Source organism: Pantoea sp. BR_17, from assembly GCF_041955125.1.
Classification (GTDB): domain Bacteria; phylum Pseudomonadota; class Gammaproteobacteria; order Enterobacterales; family Enterobacteriaceae; genus Pantoea; species Pantoea stewartii.
In genome coordinates this window covers 99,760-120,691 of record NZ_JAVAXT010000007.1, presented here as the reverse complement: position 1 = coordinate 120,691, position 20,932 = coordinate 99,760, and the positions used below count along the sequence as shown (strand labels likewise).

Genomic DNA, 20,932 nt, shown 5'->3' with positions numbered 1-20,932 from the left:
AGCGCAGCGAGGGGGCAACGCAAACTTATCTTTCATCGCAACATCAGTGACAGGCCGTATGACACATCGTTTAACCGTTAAAGACATTCTCGCGCTGGGCTTTATGACGTTTGCCCTGTTTGTTGGTGCGGGTAACATTATCTTTCCTCCTATGGTCGGTATTCAGTCAGGCGAACATGTCTGGGTGGCCGCTTTAGGGTTTCTGCTTACCGCTGTGGGATTACCCGTCATCACCGTCATTGCGCTGGCGCGCGTCGGCGGCGGGATTGACGCGCTGAGTACACCGATTGGTAAAATTGCCGGGGTGGTTCTGGCCACTGTCTGCTATCTGGCGGTGGGGCCACTCTTTGCCACGCCGCGCACCGCCACGGTGTCGTTTGAAGTCGGGATCGCGCCGATCACCGGCGACGGTGCATTGCCGTTGTTCATCTACAGCCTGATCTACTTTGTGCTGGTGATGGGCATTTCGCTCTATCCCGGCAAACTGCTGGATACGGTCGGGCATATTCTGGCACCGCTGAAAATTGCCGCCCTGACGCTGCTCGGCGTTGCCGCCCTGCTGTGGCCCGCAGGCGGCACCATTCCGGCCACCGCCGACTACCAGCGCGCTGCGTTTTCCAGCGGTTTCGTGAACGGCTATCTCACGATGGATACGCTGGGTGCCCTGGTATTCGGGATTGTGATTGTGAATGCGGCCCGTTCACGCGGTATTGATAACGCGGCACTGTTAACCCGTTATACGGTACTGGCGGGGATTATCGCGGGTGTAGGGCTGACGCTGGTCTACCTGAGCCTGTTTAAACTGGGCGCAGGAAGCGGGGCGCTGGTCGATCAAAATGCTAACGGCGCCGCGATTCTGCATGCCTACGTACAGCACACCTTTGGCGATATGGGCAGCTTCTTCCTTGCCGCGCTGATTTTTATTGCCTGTATGGTGACAGCCGTGGGCCTGACCTGTGCCTGCGCCGAGTTTTTTGCCCAGTATCTGCCGTTGTCATACAAAACGCTGGTGTTTGTGCTGGGGCTGTTCTCCATGGTGGTTTCCAACCTGGGGCTGAGTCATCTGATCCAGATCTCGATTCCGGTGCTGACCGCCATTTATCCGCCGTGCATCGTACTGGTTGTGCTGAGTTTTACCCAGAATATCTGGAACAAAAGCAGCCGAATCATTGCTCCGACTATGCTTGTCAGCCTGCTGTTTGGTATCCTTGACGCAATCAAAACCACCGGGTTTAAAGAGGCGTTACCCGCATTCAGCCAGCATCTGCCATTAGCCGACCAGGGGCTTGCCTGGTTGCCGCCCTCACTGGTGATGTTGCTGCTTGTGGCGTTGGTTGATCGGTTAAAAGGGCCGGAACAGGTGACAGTTCACTCGTAACGGCTAAGATTGATTCTTCTTTAACCACGGGCTTGCCCGTGGTTTTTTCATTTCACAGGTACAGGTTGTTATGCAAGAAACCAACAAGCTCAAACGCGGACTGAGCACGCGCCACATCCGTTTTATGGCGCTGGGATCGGCGATTGGCACCGGGCTGTTTTATGGCTCGGCGGACGCCATCAGGATGGCAGGACCGAGCGTTCTGCTCGCCTATATTATCGGCGGCGCGGTGGCGTACATTATCATGCGCGCGCTGGGAGAAATGTCCGTTAATAATCCCCAGGCCAGCTCGTTTTCTCGTTACGCGCAGGATTATCTTGGACCAATGGCTGGGTATATCACCGGCTGGACGTACTGCTTTGAAATTCTGATTGTGGCCATCGCCGACGTCACGGCATTTGGTATTTATATGGGTGTCTGGTTCCCGGAGGTGCCGCACTGGATCTGGGTACTGAGCGTCGTGCTGATCATCGGTGCGGTCAATCTGATGAGCGTGAAGGTGTTCGGCGAAGTGGAGTTCTGGTTCTCCTTCTTCAAAGTCGCCACCATTATTGTGATGATTCTGGCCGGATTTGGCATGATCATCTGGGGCATCGGTAACGGTGGCCAGCCGACCGGCATTCACAACCTGTGGACCAACGGCGGCTTTTTTGCCCACGGGATCGTTGGCATGCTGCTGTCACTTCAGATGGTGATGTTTGCTTACGGCGGGATAGAAATTATTGGCATCACGGCCGGTGAAGCTAAGGATCCGGCGACCTCTATCCCACGCGCCATTAATTCCGTGCCGATGCGTATTCTGGTGTTTTACGTTGGTACGCTGTTTGTCATCATGTCCCTCTATCCATGGAATCAGGTGGGCACCAACGGTAGCCCGTTTGTGCTGACCTTCCAGCATCTGGGTATTGCCGCTGCCGCTTCTATCCTCAACTTTGTGGTACTGACGGCCTCCCTGTCCGCGATTAACAGCGATGTGTTCGGTGTCGGGCGTATGCTGCACGGTATGGCGCAGCAGGGCCATGCGCCTAAAGTGTTTATGAAGGTGTCAGCACGCGGGATTCCGTGGGTCACGGTAGTAGTTATGATGTTTGCCATGCTGATTGCGGTCTGGCTCAACTACCTGATGCCCGAGAAAGTGTTCCTGGTCATTGCCTCTCTGGCCACCTTTGCCACCGTCTGGGTCTGGATTATGATTCTGCTGTCCCAGATTGCGTTTCGCCGCAAAATTGGTAAAGCGGCAGCCCGTCAGCTGACATTTGCCCTCCCGGGCGGAAGCTGGACAGCCGGTTTCGGCGTAGCCTTTTTATGCTTTATCATCGGCCTGATCGGCTACTTCCCGGATACGCGCATCTCACTTTACGTGGGCATGGTGTGGATTGTGCTGTTGCTGCTGGGTTATAAGCTGGTGCGCAAGCCGTCCTGATTCCCGGCCGCGAAGGCGACTGACACGACGAAATAAAATCGGCGAAAGGATTCGCCGAAAACGTCACATAGCAAATGAAACAAACAGAGGGATGATTGACGAAACGATGCTAATGCAAAAGCGTACGTCGTTAAATAAGTTGCCGAAAAATAAGAGAAAGCCCACCGTTAACCCGACACGGGCGCTAATGCGTTCTGCGCGGGTAATATAAGGGGTTCCGGAACGATCGCGCTGCGGTCCAGCTGTTGACCCAACGCGGCAATCGCATCCTGTAACGGGCACAGTGTACCCACGTCGGTGATATGGCAGCCGGCTTGCTGCCACTCCTGACGCAACAAAGGATGACGGTCATTAATGGGTTGTAACTGACGTAGCCCGTCCAGACTTTGTGCCTGAAAATAGACGCGCAGGTAGCGCTGATTGCTTTGCGTATCCCGCCAGCGCTCCATCACCAGGCTGCTTCCCGGCGGAATATTACCGCGCGTATAACCCGGCAGTTGCCATTCAAATCCCATCAGGCGGCGAACCATCGCGATATTCGTGTCATGGGCCACCAGCAGTACCCATCGTACATCGGGATCGTTCCCCTGAATGGCGTCGAGCATCCGCTGTAACAGAAGCGAGCCACGACGTTGCGCCATATAGAGCACATCATTGCTGAGATCATAACTGGCCGTCAGCAGGGGGAGCAGGGCGGTGATCTGTTGAGCGGAAGTGATGTGGCCCCACGCCAGCCTCGCGAACGGTAAGTTTTCGCTGTAGCCCAGGCGCAACGTCTCGACCATTGCGGCCAGCGTGCTTAAGCCTTCAACATAGACGCTGCCGCTTTTGGTCTGCTTTAACTGCCAGGGGCGATCAAAAAACGGGCACGCGCGGTTAGCCGGACAGACCGCCTGTTTAAGCGCCTGAATGGCGGGCTGGAGCTGCTGCTGTCGCTGTGCTAAATCGCCCGCCACACGCCGCTTTTCTTCCATCTCACGCTGCGGATCGATGCGGGCAAAGGGCAGTTTTTCCGTCTGAAAAAGCGGATCGACGTCGCCCGTGACGGTATGCACCGCCACGCCGCAGCCGGGAAATGCGCCATCCACCAACGCTTCGGCAGTGGCGCGCGTTCGCTGAAGAGGGCTGGCGCGTACGTAGAGTGCTGTCGCGTCCGGACAACCCGCGGGAAGTAATCCCAACTGGCGATAGTGATCGCCTTCCCAGCGCGCTTTATTCACCACCGCACTGTAGCCATGGCCCGTCAGCTCGCCGTCCGCTGTACTCCACCGGGGCCAGGGCTGTCCGGTTGCTGCCTCGGTCTCCTGGCGGTTGCCCGGCGTCGGCGGGCGCACCCCGTGTCGGCTGAGTTCGACCACTTTCTCTAACTGGTATTCTGGCGCCGCGTAAAGCGACCCCGCCACGAACCATAACGCACAGAGCGCGACTACGCGCAGGTGGCTACAGGCAGACATTATTCATCCTCCAGTTCCTGGGGCGCGAGAAGGGCTTTAATCTGTGGATAGATTACGGCATTCGCCAGCAAAACGGGATTGCCGTTTTTCAGGCCATCATTGCGCATGTAATCATTGGTGACGCCGCCCGCTTCCCGCATTAACACGATGCCCGGCAGGCTGTCCCAGGGATGCATATGGGCTTCATAATAGCCAATCAGGCGACCGGCAGCGGCCCAGGCGCTGGTTAAGGCACCGGAGCCGATGCGAATGAACATCCCGCCTTGTTTGAGTAGCGCATCGATAAGCTGCGTAACCTTTTCTCCCGGCACCCGGCTGGAATTACTGATGCCCAACAGCCCTTCGTTGAGGTGACGGGCCTGATGAACCTCAAGCCGGGTCTCATTAAGCCATGCTCCCTGGCCTTTGCGGGCGTGAAACAGCTCCTGATGATTGGGATCGCAAACCACGCCCACCACCGGTTCACCTTCGCAGACGATGGCCAGCGAAACGCACCAGTTATGCAGACCATTGACGAAGCAGGCGGTGCCATCAATCGGATCGATGACCCATAAAATGCGGGCCTCGCCTGTTTCTCCACCGCTCTCTTCACCTAATACCGCATCCTCGGGATAGCGTTCTGCAATCAGTGATTTAATTAATTCTTCAACGTTACGGTCAGCTTCACTGACCACGTCCTGAAGGTCCCTTTTATGTTCCACCACCAGTTTTTGACGCTGTTGATACCATGACAAGGCGCGGCTTGCGGCGGCACGGGCGATTTCGCAGGCGTAGCGATAGCGCGCGTCAATTTCAGAATGCGAAGCGGATGACATGTTTCCCTCTTATGATTTTAAAACACATCGAATACAGGAAGCGCCTGAACAGGCGGTCTGACAGTGAGAGTAGCGCAAAGCATAGTTAAGCAAGGCTTATTAAGCCGTAGTGCGCCAGTAATGGCAATATCGTCGGTGTACTGTTTGCGTGCTTTTTCAGCGTTATCAGGTAAGCCGCGTCTTACCTGATAAAGAGGGTGAATCACAGCTGCCGGCTGGCGGCCAACTGCATCAGGCGGGGATAAAACTGAAAGAAACAGGCTTCAAAGGCCGGATAATGGGCGGTGAAGTCCTGGTAAGAGTCGCTGAGTGCCGCCAGCCTTGGCCGACGTCGGGCCATGCCATTCAGCACGCGTTCAAGGCGCAGGGGATCGGCGTAGTGTTCGAACCAGCGTTCTCGCCACATCACCGCATTCAGTTCTTTAAATTCCTCGGGCGTGGCGGCCAGTTGCGGGACGATTTCGCGCTCGGCACGGGCCGTAAACGCTTGCAGCGTTTGTGACGGATGAACGCGATCCCAGTGGCGCGCCAGAAAATGGTCCCAGATGACATCCAGCGTGATGGGGGCGACGCGATAGGTCTCTGCCCGGAAAAGCTGGCGTGCCGCGCGCACTTCCGGCAGGGCATCGGTCATTACGTCCAGGCGACGATGCATCAGAATGCCGTCGGCCACCGGTTCAGGCCAGTGTTGGTGCGGCGCGCCGCGAACGAAATCGGCCATCAGATTGCCCAGCAAAGAGCTGTTGGCAAGATGGGCTAAGTGAAGATGCGCAAGAAAATTCATGCGGCATTATAAGCGCAACTCCGTTTACGCAGCCAGTTGTTCAGAATTGTTCGGTTTTCCGCTAAACTGTGCCGCCTGTTTTTCTGAGTAAGAAGTCTGTCATGCGTGTCGCCGATTTTGCTTTTGATTTGCCTGAATCTCTTATCGCCCATTATCCCCAGGCGCAACGAAGTGGTTGCCGCCTGCTGTCGCTGGATGGCCCAACCGGCGCGCTCACTCACGGCGTGTTTACGGATGTGCTGGATAAGCTCCAGCCCGGAGATCTGCTGGTGTTTAACAACACGCGCGTTATCCCGGCCAGGGTGTTCGGACGCAAGGCAAGCGGCGGCAAAATTGAGATGCTGGTCGAGCGCATGCTTGATGACAAGCGCGTGCTGGCGCATGTTCGCGCATCGAAAGCGCCGAAGCCTGGCGCAGCGCTGCTGCTGGGTGACGACGAGAGCGTGAAAGCCACTATGGTGGCGCGGCACGATGCGTTGTTCGAGATCGCCTTTGATGATGACCGCGACGTACTGGACATTCTTAACCGCGTCGGCCATATGCCGCTGCCGCCGTACATTGACCGCCCGGATGAAGAGGCGGATCGTGAGCTTTATCAAACGGTTTACAGCGCCCGACCCGGTGCCGTCGCCGCGCCCACGGCGGGGCTGCATTTTGATGAGCCGCTGTTGCAGGCGCTCAAAGATAAAGGCGTGGAAATGGCCTTTGTCACGTTGCACGTTGGGGCGGGCACGTTCCAACCGGTGCGCGTCGAGACGATTGAAGATCACCACATGCACGCGGAGTACGCGGAAGTCCCGCAGGATGTGGTAGACGCGGTGCTGGCCTGTAAGGCGCGGGGGAATAAAGTGGTCGCCGTTGGCACCACCTCGGTACGTTCACTGGAAAGCGCCGCCAAAGCCAGTCAGGATGCCCTGATTGCGCCGTTCTTCGACGATACCCAAATTTTTATCTATCCGGGCTACGAGTACCAGGTGATCGATGCGTTAATCACCAACTTCCATTTGCCGGAATCAACCCTGATTATGCTGGTCTCGGCCTTCGCCGGTTACCAGCACACCATGGCTGCTTATCGCGCTGCGGTGGCAGAAGAATACCGTTTCTTCAGCTACGGCGACGCGATGTTTATCAGCAAAAACCCCCAGGCGCCGCTGGAAAAAGTGGGCGCCTGATCTGTTTACTTTGAACATCGGACTGTTTCTCCGATGGAGGTCTTGTGAAATTTGAGCTTGATACCACAGACGGTCGCGCGCGTCGCGGGCGTCTGATTTTTGATCGTGGCGTGGTCGAAACCCCGGCGTTTATGCCCGTGGGCACCTATGGCACAGTAAAAGGCATGACGCCGGAAGAAGTGCAGGATACCGGCGCGCAAATTATTCTGGGCAATACCTTCCACCTCTGGCTGCGCCCCGGTCAGGAAATCATGAAGCTGCATGGCGATCTGCATGATTTTATGCAGTGGAAAGGCCCTATCCTGACGGACTCCGGCGGTTTCCAGGTCTTCAGCCTGGGCGACATTCGTAAAATCACCGAAGCGGGCGTTCACTTCCGTAACCCGATCAATGGCGATCAGATCTTCCTCGATCCAGAAAAATCCATGGAGATTCAGTACGATCTGGGCTCTGATATCGTCATGATCTTCGATGAGTGCACGCCGTACCCGGCCGACTGGGATTATGCGAAACGCTCAATGGAGATGTCGTTACGCTGGGCGCAGCGCAGCCGTGACCGCTTTGACAGCCTGGGCAACAAGAACGCGCTGTTCGGTATTATTCAGGGCTCGGTTTACGAAGATTTACGTGATGTGTCTGTGAAAGGTCTGGTAGAGATTGGCTTTGATGGGTACGCTGTGGGCGGCCTGGCGGTCGGTGAGCCGAAAGAGGACATGCACCGCATCCTGGAGCATGTTTGCCCGCAGATCCCTGAGGACAAACCGCGTTATTTAATGGGCGTGGGCAAACCTGAAGATCTGGTCGAAGGTGTGCGTCGTGGCGTGGACATGTTTGACTGTGTGATGCCAACGCGTAATGCACGTAATGGTCACTTATTTGTGACGGACGGCGTGGTAAAAATCCGCAATGCGAAGCATAAAGACGATGTGTCGCCGCTGGATGCCGAGTGTGATTGTTACACCTGTCGCAATTACAGCCGTGCTTACTTGCATCATCTTGATCGCTGTAACGAAATACTGGGCGCGCGTCTGAACACAATTCATAACCTGCGCTACTACCAGCGCCTGATGGCAGGTTTACGCCAGGCTATTGAAGAGGGTAAATTAGAGCGCTTTGTTACCGAGTTCTACCAACGGACGGGCAAAGCGGTTCCGCCTTTAACGTCTGATAATTCATCAATGAGGGAAATTTAATGAGCTTTTTCATTTCTGACGCTGTGGCTGCAGCAGGCGCACCGTCTCAGGGAAGTCCGTATTCTCTGGTGATCATGCTGGTCGTCTTTGGCCTGATTTTTTACTTCATGATCCTGCGCCCTCAGCAGAAACGCGCAAAAGAGCACAAGAAGCTGATGGATTCTATCTCCAAAGGTGATGAAGTGCTGACGAATGGTGGCCTGGTGGGTCGCGTAACCAAAGTGGCAGAAACCGGCTACATTGCGATTGCGCTGAACGACACTACCGAAGTGGTTATTAAACGTGATTTCGTGGCTGCCGTCCTGCCGAAAGGTTCTATGAAGGCGCTGTAATTTTTACTTCCCTAAGGGAACTGCCGTGTTAAATCGTTATCCTTTGTGGAAGTACATAATGCTGGTCGTGGTGCTTGTCATTGGCCTGGTATATGCACTTCCCAACCTTTATGGTGAGGATCCGGCTGTTCAAATCACTGGCGCGCGCGGAAGCGCCGCCAGTGAGCAAACGTTGGATCAAATTCAGAACGTATTAAAACAAGATAATATTCAGGCGAAGTCTGTTGCCCTGGAAAACGGGGCGATTACGGCGCGTTTTTCTAACACGGATGTGCAGTTGCGCGCCCGTGAAGCGATCATGAAAGCGCTGGGCGAAAACTATGTTGTGGCGCTGAATCTGGCTCCCGCAACGCCGCGCTGGCTTACCCTGCTGGCGGCGCAGCCAATGAAACTTGGCCTCGATCTGCGCGGTGGCGTGCACTTCCTGATGGAAGTGGATATGGACACTGCCCTGAGCAAACTGCAAGAGCAGAATGCGGACAGCCTGCGCAGCGACCTGCGCGAAAAGAATATCCCTTATACCAACGTCAGCAAGATTGCTAACTACGGCGTGGAAATCCGTTTCCGTGACGCAGCCAGCCGTGACGCTGCCGTGAAGTGGCTGTCATCCCGTCATCAGGATCTGGTGATCAGCAACAGCGGTAGCGATGCTCTGCGAGCCACCATGACCGATGCTCGCCTCAGCGAAGCGCGCGAATATGCCGTTCAGCAGAACATCACTATCCTGCGTAATCGTGTGAACCAACTGGGTGTCGCGGAGCCGCTGGTGCAACGTCAGGGTTCTGACCGCATCGTGGTAGAACTGCCAGGTATTCAGGACACGGCGCGCGCCAAAGAAATTCTGGGCGCAACCGCGACGCTGGAGTTCCGTCTGGTCAATACCAGCGTTGTTCCGACCGCCGCCGCCAATGGTCGCGTGCCGGGGGATTCCGAGGTCAAAGACATGCGTGACGGCCAGCCTGTCGTGCTGTACAAACGCGTGATTCTGACCGGTGACCACATTACCGATTCGACCTCCAGCATGGACGAATACAACCAGCCTCAGGTGAATATTTCACTCGATGGCGCGGGCGGTAATATCATGTCGAACTTCACCAAGGACAACATCGGTAAACCGATGGCGACTCTGTTTGTGGAGTACAAAGACAGCGGTAAGAAAGATGCGAATGGTCGCGCCATTCTGGTGAAACAGGAAGAGGTGATTAACGTCGCCAACATCCAGTCACGCCTGGGCAACAGCTTCCGCATCACCGGTATCAGCAACCCGAACGAAGCACGTCAGCTGTCGCTGCTGCTGCGCGCCGGGGCCTTGATTGCGCCTATCCAGATTGTGGAAGAGCGGACAATTGGTCCGACAATGGGTCAGCAGAACATTACTCAGGGGCTGGAAGCCTGCCTGTGGGGCCTGGTCGCCTCCATCCTGTTTATGGTGCTGTACTACAAGAAAGTGGGCCTGATTGCGACCAGCGCACTGCTGGCAAACCTGGTGCTGATTGTCGGTATTATGTCGCTGTTACCGGGGGCCACGCTGACCATGCCAGGCATCGCCGGTATTGTGCTGACGCTGGCGGTGGCAGTCGATGCAAACGTCCTGATCAATGAACGTATCAAAGAAGAACTGCGCAACGGGCGTTCCGTACAGCAGGCAATTCATGAGGGCTACAAAGGTGCCTTCTCCAGTATTGTCGATGCGAACGTGACGACCCTGATTAAGGTGGTGATTCTGTATGCAATTGGTACGGGCTCCATTAAGGGCTTTGCGATTACAACGGCTATCGGTATTGCGACCTCCATGTTCACATCGATCGTCGGAACCCGCGCCATTATCAACCTGATGTACGGTGGCAAGCGCGTTAAGAAGCTGTCTATCTGAGGAGTGCGTTGTGGCACAGGAATATAACATTGAGCAGTTAAACCACGGCCGTAAAGTCGTTGACTTTATGCGCTGGGATACGCTGGCATTCATCATTTCGGGACTGTTAATCATCATCTCGATTGCCATTGTTGGCGTACGCGGTTTTAACTGGGGGCTCGATTTCACCGGCGGTACGGTCATTGAGATCAATCTGGAGAAACCGGCCGATCTCGACGCTATCCGCGGTGCGCTGGTGAAGTCCGGGTTCCAGGAACCGTTGATCCAGAATTTCGGTAGCAGCCGCGATGTGATGGTGCGCATGCCGCCGGTCACCGGGCCTGCGGGAACCGAGCTGGGTAATAAAGTGGTAACGGTTATCAACCAGACGACGCAGCAAAACGCGACGGTCAAACGTATCGAGTTTGTCGGACCGAGCGTGGGCAGCGATCTGGCGCAGGCCGGGGCGTTAGCCCTGCTGTCGGCACTGATTGCGATTCTGATTTATATCGGTATTCGCTTTGAGTGGCGTCTGGCACTGGGTACGGTTTTGGCGCTGGCGCATGACGTCATTATCACCTGTGGACTGCTGTCGCTGTTCCGGGTCGAGATTGACCTTACGATTGTGGCCTCGCTGATGTCGGTCATCGGTTACTCGCTGAACGATAAAATCGTGGTCTCGGACCGTATTCGTGAGAACTTCCGCAAGATCCGTCGCGGCTCCTCTTATGACATTACGAACGTGTCCCTGACGCAGACGTTAAGCCGTACCCTGATCACCTCGCTGACTACGCTGGCGATGATCCTGATCCTGTTCATCTTTGGTGGTGCGCTGCTGAAAGGCTTCTCACTGACCATGCTGATTGGTGTCACCATCGGTACCGTTTCGTCGATCTACGTTTCTTCAGCGCTGGCGCTGAAGCTGGGCATGAAACGCGAACATATGCTGGTACAGAAAGTGGAGAAAGAGGGCGCCGATCAGCCTTCGATCCTGCCGTAGTATTGGTACGATAAAAAAAGCCGCCAGCGTAATCTGGCGGCTTTTTTGTTTTCAGGGCCTGGACGTATCTGCGATCACCTGGTGAATTCGAACATAACCCAGTTGCTCCGGCGTCACATCCTTTAACCGTAATGGTACGGTGACCGAACTGCGTGGCGTCAGTGAAGCGGGAACGCTGAGGGTTTGCGTCAGGCTGTCGGCCTCAAGTGGCTTACCGGTTGCGGGATCGAGCTGGCCCCAGACTACTGTCGCATGCAGCCCGGGCAGCGGTGAATTGTTTTGTGTGCGAAGCGTCAGGTCAGCATGCGTACCGCCGGCATCGGCCTCAATGCGTGCGAGCGACAGGCGCAGCGTGCCAACCTGCGTTTGAAGTGCCACGGGCGTGTTTGCCTGCGGCAACAGCCATGCGCCCTGCTGTGAATGGGCGTTCAGCTGTCCCTGAATTTCAACCGCACTTGCCTGGCTGGTGAGTTGCTGCATCTGCTGATTAAGCTGACTGACTTCCCGGTGCAGTTGTTTCACCTGCGGCTGGGCTGGGGTGCTGCAACCACTTAGCAGAACCAGTGACAGGGCCGCGGGTGCCCAAACCATCCTGTTCATCATGTTTTTTTATCCTTTATTCAAATGACGTAATAACTGCCCCTTGTCGCGGGACGCATCAGCATCCGCTTATGGCGTTGAAGCCTGAACTGAAATCATGCCGATTACCTTAAGTGTGCTCTGAAATTGCCTTTCCCTGAGCGATAAAATGCCGTAGCCGCTGGCGTGTCGATTTCACCTCGCGTTACGCGTAATGATGCAAGGTGAAACAGGTTGATATCGGGCATCCGGCCAGCGCGGTGGCGCAGGTATCCGGTGATGCAGTACCCCGGATCGGCACGAACGTGGCTACGTTCTCCGCTTTTTGCCCTGAACACTTTAAGCGTAGCGGGTTTTACGCGGGCGGGCATTTCCCATCCGGTCTGTGAAGCGGGCGGGGTAAAACACGGGAATCGATTTTGTTGACTTGCAGTTCGCGCTACACTGTACTGCCCATTTATCTCGTGTCAGGAAACGTCATGCATTGCCCATTCTGCTCCGCTGTAGACACAAAAGTGATTGATTCTCGTCTGGTCAGTGAGGGTTCGTCAGTGCGGCGCCGTCGTCAGTGTCTGGTGTGCCATGAGCGATTTACTACGTTTGAAGTCGCTGAGCTGGTCATGCCACGCGTGGTGAAAAGCAACGATGTGCGTGAACCTTTCAATGAAGACAAACTTGCCAGCGGCATGATGAAAGCGCTGGAGAAACGCCCGGTCAGTGCGGATGCCGTAGAGAGTGCGGTAAGCCATATCAAAACGCAGTTGCGTGCGACGGGTGAACGTGAAATTCCCAGCAAGCTGATCGGTAACCTGGTCATGGACGAGCTAAAAAAACTCGATAAAGTGGCCTATATTCGCTTTGCATCTGTTTATCGCAGCTTTGAGGACGTGCGTGATTTTGGCGAAGAGATTGCCAGATTACAGGATTAAATCATGACCGATGAACGTTATATGGCGCGCGCGCTGGAACTGGCGCGGCGCGGACGTTTTACTACCATGCCAAACCCTAATGTCGGTTGCGTCATTGTACGCGATGGCGACATTGTTGGCGAAGGCTGGCACCAGCGCGCCGGAGAACCGCATGCGGAAGTGCATGCCCTGCGCATGGCCGGTGCGCGTGCGCGTGGGGCGACAGCCTATGTAACGCTGGAACCATGCAGTCATCACGGGCGCACGCCGCCGTGTTGCGACGCGCTTATTGAGGCCGGTGTAAAACGCGTCGTGGCCGCGATGCAGGATCCCAATCCGCAGGTCGCCGGACGGGGATTACATCGACTGCAGCAGGCGGGCATTGAAGTCAGCCACGGACTGATGATGCAGGAAGCGGAAGCCCTGAACCGGGGATTCCTGAAACGCATGCGGACCGGCTTCCCATGGATACAGCTTAAACTGGGGGCATCACTGGATGGCCGCACCGCCATGGCGAGTGGCGAAAGCCAGTGGATCACCTCGCCGGCTGCCCGACGCGATGTCCAGCGTTTGCGAGCGCAGAGCGCCGCCATTCTCAGCAGCAGCGCAACGGTGCTGGCCGACGATCCTTCCCTGACCGTACGCTGGGCCGAACTGGACAGCGACAGTCAGCGCCTGGTTGATGCGCAGACCTTACGCCAGCCGGTACGCGTCATCGTCGACAGCCAGAATCGCGTAACACCGCAGCACAAACTTATAGAACAATTGGGCGAAACCTGGCTGATGCGACAGCAGGCCGACACTCAGCGCTGGCCTGACTCGGTGACGCAAATTCCGGTTCCTTTACGCGACAGCCAACTGGATTTAGTGGCGCTGATGATGGTGCTGGGCCAGCGCCAGATTAACAGCGTCTGGGTTGAAGCCGGTGCCACGCTGGCAGGGGCATTGCTTCAGGCCGGTCTGGTTGACGAACTCATTGTGTATGTGGCACCGAAATTACTGGGTAATGACGCGCGCGGTTTGTGTCAGCTTACGGGGCTGACGCAGTTGGCTGACGCGCCGGTTTTTGCCTTCAGCGACGTGCGCCAGGTCGGCAGCGATCTCCGTCTGACTCTGATACCGCAATAACAGAGGCGGAAAAGCGAGAGCACGCCGCCAAAGAGTATGTTAGAATCCGCCCCCCTGCGCGGGGCTAAACAAACCCCTGAAAGGATATGTATGAAAGTTATCGAAGCTGCTGTTGCAACGCCAGAGGCAAAAATTGCCATCGTTATCGCGCGTTTTAACAACTTTATCAACGAGAGCCTGTTAGACGGCGCTGTGGATGCCCTGAAGCGTATCGGCCAGGTCAACGATGACAATATCACTGTCGTCTGGGTACCGGGTGCTTACGAACTGCCGCTGGCCGCGCGTGCGCTGGCTAAAACCGGCAAACACGATGCCGTGATTGCGCTGGGTACCGTGATTCGCGGTGGCACGGCGCACTTCGAATACGTCGCGGGTGAAGCCAGCTCGGGCATTGCCAGTGTTGCCATGGACAGCGATATTCCTGTGGCATTCGGCGTACTGACAACCGAAAATATCGAGCAGGCCATTGAGCGTGCTGGAACCAAAGCGGGTAACAAAGGTGCCGAAGCGGCCCTGACCGCACTTGAAATGATCAACGTATTGAAAGCCATTAAAGCCTGATTTTTGTAAGGGGAATTTTGTGAAACCTGCTGCTCGTCGTCGCGCCCGTGAGTGCGCTGTCCAGGCGCTTTACTCCTGGCAGTTGTCTAACAACGACATTGCCGATGTGGAATACCAGTTTCTGGCGGAACAGGACGTTAAAGACGTCGATATTACTTATTTCCGCGAACTGCTGGCCGGTGTGGCGACCAACAGCGCGTACCTGGATGGATTGATGCAACCCTATCTGTCGCGCCAGTTAGAAGAACTGGGGCAGGTGGAAAAAGCCATTCTGCGTGTGTCGCTGTATGAACTGAGCAAGCGTTCTGATGTGCCTTATAAAGTGGCCATCAACGAAGGTATCGAACTGGCGAAAGTATTTGGCGCTGAAGACAGCCATAAATTTGTCAACGGTGTGCTGGATAAAGCCGGTCCGCAAATTCGACCCCAACGCAAATAATCAATAAGGCCGGCTTGCCGGCCTTTTTCATTAATGGTTAAGCGGAACGCAATTATGTCATGTGGTGAATTTGAACTCATCGCACGCTACTTCAATCGCAGAACGCGTAGCCGCCGTGATGTCGAACTCGGCATCGGCGACGATTGCGCGCTGCTGAGCGTGCCCGAAAAGCAAACGCTGGCGGTCAGCACCGATACGCTGGTTTCCGGTATCCACTTCCTGCCCACGATCCATCCTGCAGATTTAGCCTATAAATCACTGGCGGTGAATCTGAGCGATTTGGCCGCGATGGGTGCCGATCCTGCCTGGCTAACCCTGGCGCTGACCTTGCCGGATGTGAATGAAAGCTGGCTGAGCAGCTTCAGCGAAAGCCTGTTTGACCTGCTGGAATATTACGATATGCAGCTGGTGGGGGGAGACACGACGCGGGGGCCTCTCAGCCTGACGCTGGGTATTCATGGGCTGATTCCTCACGGCAAAGCGTTAAAGCGTTCGGGCGCAAAACCCGGCGACTGGATCTATGTCACCGGTACATTGGGCGACAGCGCGGCCGGGCTGGCGTTGCTGCAGCATCACTGCCGCATTGACGATCCGGCCATTCATGAAGCCCTGATTAAACGTCACCTGCGGCCTATGCCGCGCGTGTTACAGGGGCAGTCACTGCGTTCGCTGGCCTCTTCCGCTATCGATATCTCAGACGGGCTGATTTCTGATATAGGTCATGTGCTGAAAGCCAGCGGCTGCGGGGCACGTATCAACCTTGACGCGCTTCCGCTGTCCCCGGCACTGCGTGACAATTTTGACGCGTCACAGGTGCTGCGCTGGGCGCTCAGCGGCGGCGAAGACTATGAGCTGTGCTTCAGTGTGCCGGAAGTGAATCGGGGTGCACTGGACGTGGCGCTGGGACATCTTGGCGTGCCTTATACCTGTATTGGGCAGATGGCACCCGAGTCAGAAGGGCTGTCACTGCTCGAAAACGGCAAACCGGCAGATGTGCGTTTTAAAGGATTCGACCATTTTGACATCAGATAAACATATCGCCAAAGGTCGTCTGCGGATGCGTAATCCCTGGCATTTACTGGCGACCGGTTTTGGCAGTGGGCTCAGCCCGGTTATGCCCGGTACAGTGGGATCGCTGGCCGCCATTCCTTTTTGGTGTCTGCTGACCTTGCTTCCGCATGATCTGTATTCGCTGGTCGTGCTGCTAGGCATCAGCGTGGGCGTGTACCTTTGCCATCGCACCGCCAAAGACATGGGCGTTCACGATCACGGCAGCATTGTCTGGGATGAGTTTATCGGGATGTGGATTACGCTGATGGCCATTCCGGTGAACAGCTGGCAGTGGGTGGTGGCCGGTTTTGTGCTGTTCCGCGTGCTGGATATCTGGAAGCCCTGGCCGATTCGCTGGTTCGACCGTAACGTGCATGGCGGCATGGGCATTATGGTCGATGACATTATTGCGGGCATTATTGCTGCAGCCATCCTTTATGGTGCCGGGGTTTATCTCGCCGGTTAAGCGTTCGTCCTGCGCCCCTTATCATCACCGTTTTGCAACCGTAGCCGAAATACCGGCGTACGGTTGTCTCACCATTATCCTCTCCCGGCCGGGCCGAATGAGCGCGTCACGCCTGTGAACACGCTGCGTTGGTATCACTGATAGCCGGTGGCCGGGTGAGGCTGATATTCACTTTCCAGGGCGGCAATATCCTGCGTTGTCAGGTCAACGTTCACGGCTTCCACTAGCTCAGCAAACTGCTCTGCGCGAGAGGCGCCAATGATGGGCGCTGTCACCACCGGTTTGCTCAGTAACCACGCCAGTGCGACCTGCGCTCGCGTTACGCCTTTGTCGGCTGCTACCTGCGCCAGGCGCGCCGCAATCGCCGCATCGTTTTCCTCCGTTGAAGCATAGAGCGTGCTCATCACCTCATCAGAAACGGAGCGGGCGGTGGTTTCGCCCCATGGCCGGGTGAGCTTACCGCGTGCCAGTGGACTCCATGGCAGGACCGCAACGTTTTCACGCTGGCACAGCGGGTGCATCTCACGTTCTTCTTCGCGCTGAATCAGGTTGTACTGATCCTGCATGCTGACGAAGCGTGCCCAGCCCTGTTCTGTCTGCATGGTTAAGGCCTGTGCAAACTGACTGGCGTGCATGGATGAGGCGCCGATATAACGTGCTTTGCCGGATTTCACCACCTCATCAAGTGCCGACAGGGTTTCTTCGAGCGGCGTGTCATAGTCCCAGCGGTGAATCTGCAGCAGATCGACATACTCCATGCCCAGCCGTTGCAGGCTGTCATCAATGGATTGCAGAATGTTTTTACGGGACAGGCCTTGTGACAGATTACTCAGCGGGAAATAGACTTTGGTGGCGACCACGACCTCCTCGCGGCGGGCGAAATCCCTGAGCGCTCGCCCCAGAATCTCCTCACTACTGCCGTCTGAATAGCTGTTAGCGGTGTCGAAGAAGTTAATCCCGGCCTCCAGCGCCTGCCTGATAAGCGGTCGGCTGCTTTCTTCAGGCAGTGTCCAGGCATGTTTACCGCGGGTGGGCTCACCAAATGTCATACAGCCCAGGCAGAGCTGGGAAACTTTTAAATCAGTATTCGCGAGTGGAACGGTTTTCATCATGACTCCTGCTATGTCCTTCCAGGGGAATTAAGCATAGCAGGAATACCGCTCTCCGCAGAGAGCGGGGGAGGGGAACTACTGCGCCAGCCAGTGACTGATTTGCTGCTGAATACCGTCTGCGTCCAGGTGGTAGTCGTGACGCATCTCTTCCTGCGTTCCCGGGGGAATGAATTCATCAGGCAGGCCAATATTGAGAACGGGAATGCCCAGACGTTTCGCCATCACGAACTCGTTGACGCCGCTGCCTGCGCCGCCCTTAATCGCGCCTTCTTCCAGCGTAATCAACGACTCATGCTGTGCGGCCAGTTCGGTAATTAACGCTTCATCCAGCGGTTTAACAAAACGCATATCCACCAGGGTGGCGTTCAGCGCTTCGGCAACGTGGCTGGCTTCAGGCAGCAGTGTACCGAAGTTAAGGATCGCCAGCTTTTCGCCCCGACGTTTAACCACACCTTTGCCCAGCGGCAGGCTTTGCAGTGGCGTCAGAGCAACGCCAGTGCCGGTTCCGCGTGGATAACGCACGGCAGCCGGACCCGCCTGATAGTGATAGCCGGTATAAAGCATCTGGCGGCATTCGTCCTCATCGCTCGGCGTCATGATGACCATATCCGGAATGCAGCGCAGATAGGCGAGATCAAAGGCACCCTGATGCGTCTGGCCGTCGGCCCCAACGATGCCGCCACGGTCAATCGCGAACAGGACCGGAAGCTTCTGAATCGCGACATCGTGAATAACCTGATCGTAGGCGCGCTGCAGGAAGGTCGAGTAAATCGCAACAACCGGTTTATAGCCCCCAATGGCCAGGCCCGCCGCAAAGGTCACGGCGTGCTGTTCGGCAATGGCAACGTCAAAATACTGGTTGGGATACTTGCGGGAGAATCCTACCATACCCGACCCTTCGCGCATGGCGGGCGTAATCGCCATCAGCTTCGCGTCGTCAGCCGCCGTTTCGCACAGCCAGTTACCGAATATCTTCGAATAACTCGGCAATCCTTCGGCGCTCTTAGGCAGTTCGCCGCTGGCGACATCAAATTTGGGCACCGCATGCCAGGCGATCGGATCCTGCTCTGCCGGGGCATAACCTTTACCCTTTTTCGTCATAATATGCAGGAACTGCGGGCCTTTCAGGCTACGCATATTCGTCAGCGTATTCACCAGCGTCAGGACATCATGACCATCGACCGGCCCGATATAATTGAACCCCAGTTCTTCAAACAGGGTGCCCGGCACCACCATGCCTTTCAGGTGTTCTTCGGTGCGTTTTACCAACTCTTTAATCGGCGGCAGGCCGGTCAGTACGCGCTTGCCTCCTTCGCGCAGACGCGCGTAGGTCTTACCCGATAAAATCTGTGCCAGGCGGTTATTCAGCGCCCCGACGTTTTCAGAAATCGACATTTCGTTGTCGTTCAGGATAACCAGCATATCAGGTTTAATATCGCCCGCGTGGTTCATGGCCTCAAAGGCCATGCCTGCGGTGATGGCACCGTCGCCGATAATACAGGCGGTACGGCGCCCTTTACCTTCCCGTTCGGCCGCAGCAGCCATGCCCAGCCCGGCACTGATGGAGGTTGAGGAGTGACCGACGCTCAGGACGTCGTATTCACTTTCTCCCCGCCACGGAAAGGGGTGCACGCCATTCTTTTGCCGAATCGATCCAATGCGATCGCGGCGGCCGGTTAAAATTTTATGCGGATAAGCCTGATGACCGACGTCCCACACGAGGTGGTCGAACGGTGTGTTATAGACGTAATGCAGCGCCACCGTCAGCTCGACCACGCCCAGGCCCGACGCAAAATGGCCGCTTGAGCGGCTCACGCTGTCTAATAAATACTGGCGCAGCTCATTGCAGAGCGCAGGCAATTTTTCTTTAGGCAGGGCACGCAGTGCCTGTACCGTTTCTGCCTGCGCCAGTGTCGGGTATTTTGTAGTATCAAAACTCATCAGTGACTCATCATGGAAGTTATTTATCGCGTTCAATTACGAAGCTCGCCAGCGCCTTCAGGGCAGAGGTATCATAGGATTTTGCAGAGAGCATGTGCAAAGCATCCACGGCTTCCTGGTATAAATCCAGTGCCTTAATCCGGGCATTATCCAGACCCATCAATGAAGGATAGGTGCTTTTTCCAAGATCTTGATCGGCACCTTGACGTTTTCCGATAACGGCTGTGTCGCCCGTCACATCCAGGATGTCATCCTGCACCTGAAAGGCCAGGCCGATGGCATCCGCATAGCGGTCAAGATACGGCAGCGCTTCACGGCCCGCGTCGCCGGCAGCAAAGGCACCGAGTCGCACGGCTGAGCGAATCAACGCCCCCGTTTTGTGACGATGGATCTGTTCCAGTTGATGAAGATCGACAGACTGACCTTCTGCCGCCAGATCCAGCGCCTGCCCGCCGCACATACCCGCTACGCCGCTGGCCCTGGCCAGCTCTGACAGCATAGCGAGGCGGTATTCCGCACTCACGCCCGGCATGGGCTGGTCGGCCAGAATAGAAAAGGCCAGCGTTTGTAGCGCATCACCGGCAAGAATGGCGGTATCTTCACCATATTTGATGTGGCAGGTCGGTTGCCCACGACGTAACGCATCATCGTCCATTGCCGGCAAATCGTCATGAATCAGTGAATAGGCGTGAATACATTCGACAGCCGCTGCAGGCACATCGAGACTGGCTTTATTCGCATTGAGCATGGTGCCGGTTGCGTAAACCAGAAACGGGCGCATGCGTTTGCCACCTAATAGTGCCCCATACTGCATGGCATTCACCAGAGGAGAACTCTGAAAAGGGAGGGCATCCAGGTAGCCCATCAACGCGTGGTTCACCTGCTGGTGATACGCATTGAGCAGTTCAGGAAAATCCATTAGCTGTTTTCCGGCGTGAAAGAGGAGAGATCGGCATCGTTATCGTCGCTGAGGAGAATGCGCACGCGCTGCTCGGCTTGCTGCAACGTTTGCTGGCCATTGCGCGCTAACTGCACGCCGCGCTCAAATTCATTCAGGGCGTCTTCCAACGGCAGTTCACCACTTTCCAGACGATTAACAATCTGCTCCAGCTGCTGCAATGACGTTTCAAAGCTGGCTGGCTGTTCGGCTTTTTTCGGCATATTTCGTGTCGACTCACGGTTGGAACGTTATCTTGCAATCGGTCATGGTAGCTGAGAGAGAATGATTAGCAAAATAATCAATGTGCATGCTGTTGCAGAAGCAGTCACCGGGTAAAGGTGATATACTCTCGCGCCTCGGATGCGGATGCGCCTGTCACCCCGCAATTTTATGATCTTACCAGCT

General features: G+C 55.9%; 21 protein-coding genes. 13 read left to right on the top strand and 8 right to left on the bottom strand.

From position 1 onward, the window contains the following. Positions 1-58: 58 nt before the first annotated feature. Both brnQ and proY read left to right on the top strand, forming a co-directional pair. Complete coding sequence (gene brnQ, locus RAC60_RS12695) at positions 59-1,378, top strand: branched-chain amino acid transport system II carrier protein (RefSeq protein ID WP_006117572.1); 1,320 nt, start codon at positions 59-61, stop codon at positions 1,376-1,378. A 70-nt stretch (positions 1,379-1,448) separates the two neighbouring features. Next, positions 1,449-2,801 carry a proline-specific permease ProY gene (gene proY / locus RAC60_RS12690; RefSeq protein ID WP_006117571.1) on the top strand — a complete coding sequence of 451 codons (1,353 nt, stop codon included), beginning with the start codon at positions 1,449-1,451 and terminating at the stop codon, positions 2,799-2,801. 167 nt (positions 2,802-2,968) lie between these two features. Here proY and RAC60_RS12685 read toward each other — a convergent pair whose 3' ends face one another. From RAC60_RS12685 to RAC60_RS12675, 3 genes are all read right to left on the bottom strand, one after another. After that, positions 2,969-4,255 (bottom strand): histidine-type phosphatase, encoded by a 1,287-nt coding sequence (locus RAC60_RS12685; RefSeq protein ID WP_375093881.1) that lies wholly within the window; start codon positions 4,253-4,255, stop codon positions 2,969-2,971. Continuing rightward, positions 4,255-5,070: an inositol monophosphatase gene (locus tag RAC60_RS12680; RefSeq protein WP_006117569.1), complete on the bottom strand. Its 816-nt coding sequence runs from the start codon at positions 5,068-5,070 to the stop codon at positions 4,255-4,257. Before RAC60_RS12680 ends, RAC60_RS12685 begins: the two co-directional genes overlap by 1 nt. A 202-nt stretch (positions 5,071-5,272) precedes the next feature. Further along, the gene (locus RAC60_RS12675; protein ID WP_006117568.1) at positions 5,273-5,854 is read right to left on the bottom strand and encodes an ACP phosphodiesterase; all 582 of its coding nucleotides are present in this window, start codon (positions 5,852-5,854) and stop codon (positions 5,273-5,275) included. Positions 5,855-5,955: 101 nt separating this feature from the next. On the opposite strand from RAC60_RS12675, the gene queA reads away from it, so the two are divergent. The 5 genes from queA to secF are packed head-to-tail and all read left to right on the top strand — an operon-like array spanning position 5,956 to position 11,403. Continuing rightward, entirely contained in the window at positions 5,956-7,026 is a 1,071-nt protein-coding gene (queA, locus tag RAC60_RS12670) for a tRNA preQ1(34) S-adenosylmethionine ribosyltransferase-isomerase QueA (RefSeq protein ID WP_006117567.1), read from the top strand. Between the two features lie 44 nt (positions 7,027-7,070). Further along, complete coding sequence (gene tgt, locus RAC60_RS12665; protein WP_006117994.1) at positions 7,071-8,219, top strand: tRNA guanosine(34) transglycosylase Tgt; 1,149 nt, start codon at positions 7,071-7,073, stop codon at positions 8,217-8,219. Further along, a complete protein-coding gene (yajC, locus tag RAC60_RS12660; protein ID WP_006117993.1) occupies positions 8,219-8,551 on the top strand; it encodes a preprotein translocase subunit YajC in 333 nt (110 codons plus the stop codon). The genes tgt and yajC overlap by 1 nt, the downstream gene beginning before the upstream one ends. A gap of 25 nt (positions 8,552-8,576) precedes the next feature. Beyond that, entirely contained in the window at positions 8,577-10,424 is a 1,848-nt protein-coding gene (gene secD / locus RAC60_RS12655; RefSeq protein WP_375093880.1) for a protein translocase subunit SecD, read from the top strand. A gap of 10 nt (positions 10,425-10,434) precedes the next feature. Continuing rightward, a complete protein-coding gene (gene secF / locus RAC60_RS12650) occupies positions 10,435-11,403 on the top strand; it encodes a protein translocase subunit SecF (protein WP_006117989.1) in 969 nt (322 codons plus the stop codon). Positions 11,404-11,454: 51 nt separating this feature from the next. Here the strand turns inward: secF and RAC60_RS12645 are convergent, their stop codons facing one another. Next, complete coding sequence (locus tag RAC60_RS12645; protein ID WP_162286755.1) at positions 11,455-12,003, bottom strand: DUF3251 domain-containing protein; 549 nt, start codon at positions 12,001-12,003, stop codon at positions 11,455-11,457. A 458-nt stretch (positions 12,004-12,461) separates the two neighbouring features. Here RAC60_RS12645 and nrdR point away from each other — a divergent pair, with 458 nt between their 5' ends. The 6 genes from nrdR to pgpA all read left to right on the top strand — a co-directional run bounded on the left by nrdR (position 12,462) and on the right by pgpA (position 16,534). Then, positions 12,462-12,911: a transcriptional regulator NrdR gene (gene nrdR / locus RAC60_RS12640; RefSeq protein WP_006117986.1), complete on the top strand. Its 450-nt coding sequence runs from the start codon at positions 12,462-12,464 to the stop codon at positions 12,909-12,911. Between the two features lie 3 nt (positions 12,912-12,914). Then, positions 12,915-14,018 carry a bifunctional diaminohydroxyphosphoribosylaminopyrimidine deaminase/5-amino-6-(5-phosphoribosylamino)uracil reductase RibD gene (gene ribD / locus RAC60_RS12635; protein ID WP_162286726.1) on the top strand — a complete coding sequence of 368 codons (1,104 nt, stop codon included), beginning with the start codon at positions 12,915-12,917 and terminating at the stop codon, positions 14,016-14,018. Positions 14,019-14,108: 90 nt separating this feature from the next. Beyond that, positions 14,109-14,579, top strand: coding sequence for a 6,7-dimethyl-8-ribityllumazine synthase (gene ribE, locus RAC60_RS12630; RefSeq protein WP_006117984.1), 471 nt, complete (start codon positions 14,109-14,111; stop codon positions 14,577-14,579). Positions 14,580-14,598: 19 nt separating this feature from the next. Continuing rightward, entirely contained in the window at positions 14,599-15,018 is a 420-nt protein-coding gene (gene nusB, locus RAC60_RS12625) for a transcription antitermination factor NusB (protein WP_006117983.1), read from the top strand. A 54-nt stretch (positions 15,019-15,072) separates the two neighbouring features. Further along, positions 15,073-16,050 (top strand): thiamine-phosphate kinase, encoded by a 978-nt coding sequence (thiL, locus tag RAC60_RS12620; RefSeq protein WP_033738641.1) that lies wholly within the window; start codon positions 15,073-15,075, stop codon positions 16,048-16,050. A gap of 25 nt (positions 16,051-16,075) precedes the next feature. Further along, positions 16,076-16,534 (top strand): phosphatidylglycerophosphatase A, encoded by a 459-nt coding sequence (pgpA, locus tag RAC60_RS12615; RefSeq protein WP_375093900.1) that lies wholly within the window; start codon positions 16,076-16,078, stop codon positions 16,532-16,534. 134 nt (positions 16,535-16,668) lie between these two features. On the opposite strand, the gene RAC60_RS12610 is transcribed toward pgpA, so the two are convergent. The 4 genes from RAC60_RS12610 to xseB form a co-directional block, all read right to left on the bottom strand. Next, positions 16,669-17,643 (bottom strand): aldo/keto reductase, encoded by a 975-nt coding sequence (locus RAC60_RS12610; protein ID WP_289367910.1) that lies wholly within the window; start codon positions 17,641-17,643, stop codon positions 16,669-16,671. 78 nt (positions 17,644-17,721) lie between these two features. Beyond that, positions 17,722-19,587, bottom strand: coding sequence for a 1-deoxy-D-xylulose-5-phosphate synthase (gene dxs / locus RAC60_RS12605; RefSeq protein WP_039338477.1), 1,866 nt, complete (start codon positions 19,585-19,587; stop codon positions 17,722-17,724). Positions 19,588-19,606: 19 nt separating this feature from the next. Continuing rightward, positions 19,607-20,506 (bottom strand): (2E,6E)-farnesyl diphosphate synthase, encoded by a 900-nt coding sequence (gene ispA / locus RAC60_RS12600; protein WP_033738647.1) that lies wholly within the window; start codon positions 20,504-20,506, stop codon positions 19,607-19,609. Further along, the gene (xseB, locus tag RAC60_RS12595; protein ID WP_054634405.1) at positions 20,506-20,748 is read right to left on the bottom strand and encodes an exodeoxyribonuclease VII small subunit; all 243 of its coding nucleotides are present in this window, start codon (positions 20,746-20,748) and stop codon (positions 20,506-20,508) included. Before xseB ends, ispA begins: the two co-directional genes overlap by 1 nt. Positions 20,749-20,932 lie beyond the last annotated feature (184 nt).

Bases quoted from the DNA above. Each gene is read 5' to 3' on its own strand.
- brnQ (WP_006117572.1), top strand. From the start codon at position 59: ATGACACATCGTTTAACCGTTAAAGACATTCTCGCGCTGGGCTTTATG.
- proY (WP_006117571.1), top strand. From the start codon at position 1,449: ATGCAAGAAACCAACAAGCTCAAACGCGGACTGAGCACGCGCCACATC.
- RAC60_RS12685 (WP_375093881.1), bottom strand. From the start codon at position 4,255: ATGTCTGCCTGTAGCCACCTGCGCGTAGTCGCGCTCTGTGCGTTATGG.
- RAC60_RS12680 (WP_006117569.1), bottom strand. From the start codon at position 5,070: ATGTCATCCGCTTCGCATTCTGAAATTGACGCGCGCTATCGCTACGCC.
- RAC60_RS12675 (WP_006117568.1), bottom strand. From the start codon at position 5,854: ATGAATTTTCTTGCGCATCTTCACTTAGCCCATCTTGCCAACAGCTCT.
- queA (WP_006117567.1), top strand. From the start codon at position 5,956: ATGCGTGTCGCCGATTTTGCTTTTGATTTGCCTGAATCTCTTATCGCC.
- yajC (WP_006117993.1), top strand. From the start codon at position 8,219: ATGAGCTTTTTCATTTCTGACGCTGTGGCTGCAGCAGGCGCACCGTCT.
- RAC60_RS12645 (WP_162286755.1), bottom strand. From the start codon at position 12,003: ATGAACAGGATGGTTTGGGCACCCGCGGCCCTGTCACTGGTTCTGCTA.
- nrdR (WP_006117986.1), top strand. From the start codon at position 12,462: ATGCATTGCCCATTCTGCTCCGCTGTAGACACAAAAGTGATTGATTCT.
- ribD (WP_162286726.1), top strand. From the start codon at position 12,915: ATGACCGATGAACGTTATATGGCGCGCGCGCTGGAACTGGCGCGGCGC.
- ribE (WP_006117984.1), top strand. From the start codon at position 14,109: ATGAAAGTTATCGAAGCTGCTGTTGCAACGCCAGAGGCAAAAATTGCC.
- thiL (WP_033738641.1), top strand. From the start codon at position 15,073: ATGTCATGTGGTGAATTTGAACTCATCGCACGCTACTTCAATCGCAGA.
- pgpA (WP_375093900.1), top strand. From the start codon at position 16,076: ATGCGTAATCCCTGGCATTTACTGGCGACCGGTTTTGGCAGTGGGCTC.
- RAC60_RS12610 (WP_289367910.1), bottom strand. From the start codon at position 17,643: ATGAAAACCGTTCCACTCGCGAATACTGATTTAAAAGTTTCCCAGCTC.
- dxs (WP_039338477.1), bottom strand. From the start codon at position 19,587: ATGAGTTTTGATACTACAAAATACCCGACACTGGCGCAGGCAGAAACG.
- ispA (WP_033738647.1), bottom strand. From the start codon at position 20,506: ATGGATTTTCCTGAACTGCTCAATGCGTATCACCAGCAGGTGAACCAC.
- xseB (WP_054634405.1), bottom strand. From the start codon at position 20,748: ATGCCGAAAAAAGCCGAACAGCCAGCCAGCTTTGAAACGTCATTGCAG.